This is a genomic window from Limnohabitans sp. (assembly GCF_031538885.1).
Taxonomy (GTDB): Bacteria; Pseudomonadota; Gammaproteobacteria; order Burkholderiales; family Burkholderiaceae_C; genus Limnohabitans.
In genome coordinates, this window is sequence record NZ_JAVKLW010000032.1 from 1 (window position 1) to 4,105 (window position 4,105).

At 55.7% G+C, this 4,105-nt stretch carries 4 protein-coding genes; all 4 read right to left on the bottom strand.

The window, feature by feature from the left end; genetic code table 11:
* Nucleotides 1-650, bottom strand: a 650-nt coding sequence (locus RMS03_RS02080) for a DUF3422 family protein (RefSeq protein ID WP_310625461.1), incomplete at its 3' end; no start/stop codon positions are given.
* 104 nt (nucleotides 651-754) lie between these two features.
* Nucleotides 755-2,266 carry a tripartite tricarboxylate transporter permease gene (locus tag RMS03_RS02085; protein WP_310625462.1) on the bottom strand — a complete coding sequence of 504 codons (1,512 nt, stop codon included), beginning with the start codon at nucleotides 2,264-2,266 and terminating at the stop codon, nucleotides 755-757.
* Nucleotides 2,267-2,283: 17 nt separating this feature from the next.
* Entirely contained in the window at nucleotides 2,284-2,769 is a 486-nt protein-coding gene (locus tag RMS03_RS02090; RefSeq protein ID WP_310625463.1) for a tripartite tricarboxylate transporter TctB family protein, read from the bottom strand.
* 117 nt (nucleotides 2,770-2,886) lie between these two features.
* Nucleotides 2,887-3,648 carry a spermidine synthase gene (locus tag RMS03_RS02095; RefSeq protein ID WP_310625464.1) on the bottom strand — a complete coding sequence of 254 codons (762 nt, stop codon included), beginning with the start codon at nucleotides 3,646-3,648 and terminating at the stop codon, nucleotides 2,887-2,889.
* Nucleotides 3,649-4,105 lie beyond the last annotated feature (457 nt).

Below are 4,105 nucleotides of genomic sequence, written 5' to 3' on the forward strand. Positions count from 1 at the left end.
ACATGCGAGGCTTCTCGTGCCGCAGGCAGGCCCAACAAGGCGGCCATGCGGTAGGTCTCAATCTCCAGCAACTGCTGCACCAAGCGGCCTTGACGGCGCGGCGTGAGCGAGCCTGTGAGCAGCACGATGCGCGAGTAGCCGTCTGGGTGGAGCTGAAAGTCTGTGTAGACCTCGCCATGACCGTCTGCCACGGTGGAGGCGACCAAGGTGTCTTCATGCAGCACGTGGGGGAGCACCTCGTGTAGGTCCAACGAAACGCCTTGGACCAGCCAGACATGCAAACGGGCCAAGCATTCACCCGGTAACTGAGAGAGCCATTTTTGCGGCACGCTTTGCATGGCACTCAGGGGCTCTACGCGCGCAAACACATCGTCACCGACCGCACGCAGGAAGGTCCACGACACGAATTCGGTGTGCAGCTCCCAACGCAAGCGAAATGCGCCCAAGTCCATGCGCACATGGTTGGTGTGAGCATCGGGTGCGGGTAAGTGGTGATCGTGTAACAACTGCGCCAAGTGATCGCGACTGGCTTGCGCACTGACCCGATCCACCCACATCACCACGCGTGAAATCGCGAGGGGCGCTTGCATCGGTTCCGGCGGGCGTGCATGGACTTCGTTATGCAGTGCCAGTCGTTGCGGATGATCCATTATGAAACCCTTTCAAAGAGCACAGATTCTGACGCAAATCTAGATACCCCATGAAAAACGGCACCCGAAGGTGCCGTTTGAAGATGAAAACAGGATAAACCGAATCACTCTTCCACGAAGGCTTCTTCGCGTTTGGACTTGATGGATGGCAACAGCACGATCACCAACAGCAAGGCGGCGGCGGCCAACAAGCCTGCGGACAGTGGGCGTGTACCAAACACAGTCCAGTCACCACGCGACAGCAACAAGGCGCGACGCAAGTTCTCTTCCATCATGGGGCCAAGAATGAAGCCCAGCAACAAGGGCGCAGGCTCCACACCGAGCTTGACAAAGGTGTAGCCCACAAAACCGAAGGCAGCCACCATCCAGATGTCAAAGGTGTTGTTGTTGGTCGAGTACACACCAATCGCGCAAAACAACACGATGGCCGGGAACAAGAAGCGGTAAGGCACAGACAACAGCTTGATCCACATGCCAATCAAAGGTAGGTTCAAGATGACGAGCATCAAGTTACCAATCCACATGGAGGCAATCAGACCCCAGAACAATTCGGGGTTGCTGGTCATCACCTGTGGGCCGGGTTGGATGTTGTGAATGGTCATCGCACCCACCATCAAAGCCATCACGGCGTTGGGTGGGATGCCCAAGGTGAGCAAGGGGATGAACGAGGTTTGCGCACCAGCGTTGTTGGCCGACTCAGGCGCCGCCACACCGCGGATGTTGCCTTGACCGAAAGGCACTTCACCAGGACGCAGCTTGGTTTTCTTCTCAATCGTGTAAGCCGCAAACGCAGCCAGCAAAGCACCGCCACCAGGCAACACGCCCAGCAATGAACCCAAGGCTGTGCCGCGAATCACCGCAGGCAACATGTTCTTGAAGTCTTCCTTGGTGGGGAACAAACCTTCCACCTTGGCGGTGAAGACTTCGCGTTCGTCTTCGGGTTGCGACAAGTTCGAGATGATCTCGCCGTAGCCGAACACACCCATTGCCACCACCACAAAGCCCACGCCGTCGGTGAGTTCGGGGATGTCAAAGCTGAAACGCGCCACGCCAGAGTTCACGTCCGTGCCAATCAAGCCCAACAAGAGGCCCAACACAATCATGGCAATCGCTTTTAGCAAAGAGCCCGAAGCTAACACCACCGCACCGACCAAGCCCAAAATCATGAGTGAGAAATATTCAGCAGGGCCAAACTTAAAAGCGAGTTCGGTCAAAGGTGGCGCGAAGGCCGCCAAGATCAACGTACCCACAGAGCCTGCAAAGAAAGAGCCCAAGCCCGCCGCCGCCAACGCAGGGCCAGCGCGGCCTTTGCGGGCCATTTGGTAGCCGTCGATGGTGGTGACCACCGACGACGATTCGCCTGGCAAGTTCACCAAGATGGCTGTGGTGGAACCGCCGTACTGCGCGCCGTAGTAAATACCGGCCAACATGATCAGCGCGGACACAGGGGGCAGCGCGTAAGTGGCGGGCAACAACATGGCGATAGTGGCCACTGGGCCAATACCGGGCAACACGCCAATCAGCGTGCCCAAGATACAACCGACCAAGCAGTACAACAGGTTAATCGGCGTGAACGCCACGCCAAAGCCCAACGAGAGGTTTGCAATCAAATCCATTTTTTATTTCTCCAGGCTCAACCAGTGATGAAGGTGGGCCACACAGGCATCTGCAATTTCAGCAGCACGATGAAAGCCAAGTAGCTACCGACCGACAAGACGGTGCCAAGAATCAGCACGTCTTTCAGAACGAATGAATCACCAGCTTTACTGGCAATGATGACCAAGGCATAAATCGCAGCAATCAAGCCCATGGCAGGAATGCCAAAGCTAGGCAGGCCTGCCAACAAAATACCAAACACGACATTGGCACCCAAGACGTAGACGATGGGCTTCCAAGCAAACTTACCCACAGGCTCGCCGTCTTCGGTGTGCTCCACCAACGAGTAAAACGTGATGAAGCCGCCCAACACGGCCAAAAAGATGCCCAACAACATGGGGAAGTAACCAGGGCCCATGCGAGCGCCCGTACCAATCGTGTAATTGGTTGCGCCCCACGCAAAGCCAACACCGACCAATGTGAACATCAGGCCGGAGAAAAAGTCTTTCTGACTTTTGATCATTTCGTCTCCTCTATCCAAAAGCAAATATGCGATGAATTATGGAGTTGCACTCAGGCCTCACCCGATGTGGGTTTCACCTATTTTTCAGACCCTTAGAATCAGGGGTAAACCCTTTATTCACAAGGCTTGCAGCGGTTTGAATACGCGTAGCCATTTGGTGGCGGGCAGGGGCCAGCGGGCTTGAATCGCCTCGGCGCGTGCCATCAATTCGGCGCGCTTTGGCGCACTGGGGGTGTGCTGGGCCAACACCACGGTATTGCCCTCGCGGGTGGGCTTGAATGCCCACAGGGCTTCGGCGCCAAACGCGGCCGCCATCTTCTGCACACTCTGTGCAAAGCTAGAGCTGCGACCAAACAGATTGACGGTCATGCAGCCTTCGTCTGTCAACAAGCGGCGGCAGTCGGCATAAAACTCGGCGCTGTCCAGTACCGGCGAGGCGGCTTCGTGGTCGTACAAGTCCACTTGCAAGGCATCGATCTGGCCGCGCCAGTGGTCGTGCTTGGCCACTTCCGCCGCATCGCCCAACACCACTTGCAGCTTGGCGCTGTCAGCCGGCAGCTTGAACCACAGGCGACACGCGGCCACGACTTGCGGATTGAGTTCAATCGCCGTGGTTTTCATGCGCAGGTGTTTGAACGAAAACTTGGTGAGTGACGCAGCGCCCAAACCCAGTTGCATGGCGTGGCGCTTGCCCACTTGGTCGAGGTCCACAAACAAAAGCCACGCCATCATGCGTTGCACGTATTCCAAGTCAATGTCAAACGGTTTGTCGAGGTTCATCGAGCCTTGCACCCACGGCGTGCCAAGGTGCAGGTAGCGGGTATCGCCGTAGTCTGAAAAATTGACTTCGGGAAGTTGTAGTTTTTTCTTGGTTGCCATTGCTTATGGAAGGTCTGCACAACACATGAATTTGCAGCGTGATTTGCTACGGACTTCACGATGTGCAATTGTGTGCGTAATAGCACGATTTTTGGGTTGGATTGTCTCAATTCGTCATGGCCTTCTCGCCCTCAGGCCACTTGCGGACGCACCAACCCCATCGAGGCTCGTTTTTGTTGCTCGGCGATCAACGTCTTGCGTACCATCCACAGGTTGCTCATCGAAAACATTGCACCCGCGCAATGCGTCGCAAGAAGCCCAAAGGGAGGAATACAGGTCGGATTTTTTGATAGCCATAACCGATGATTATTAGTGAGGCGAATTCAAGGACGAAGTGCAACAAAGATGAACTGGTTATAGGTGGCTGAGGATGCGAGAGCATCATGGCCGCTTTAACCGCCAAGTCGAAGTTGCCCAATGTACAAGCACCTCAGCCGAGAAGAACGATACCAAATCT

What these genes read in the sequence shown, in the direction of transcription:
- RMS03_RS02085 (WP_310625462.1), bottom strand. Translation starts at nt 2,266, where the DNA reads ATGGATTTGATTGCAAACCTCTCGTTGGGCTTTGGCGTGGCGTTCACG.
- RMS03_RS02090 (WP_310625463.1), bottom strand. Translation starts at nt 2,769, where the DNA reads ATGATCAAAAGTCAGAAAGACTTTTTCTCCGGCCTGATGTTCACATTG.
- RMS03_RS02095 (WP_310625464.1), bottom strand. Translation starts at nt 3,648, where the DNA reads ATGGCAACCAAGAAAAAACTACAACTTCCCGAAGTCAATTTTTCAGAC.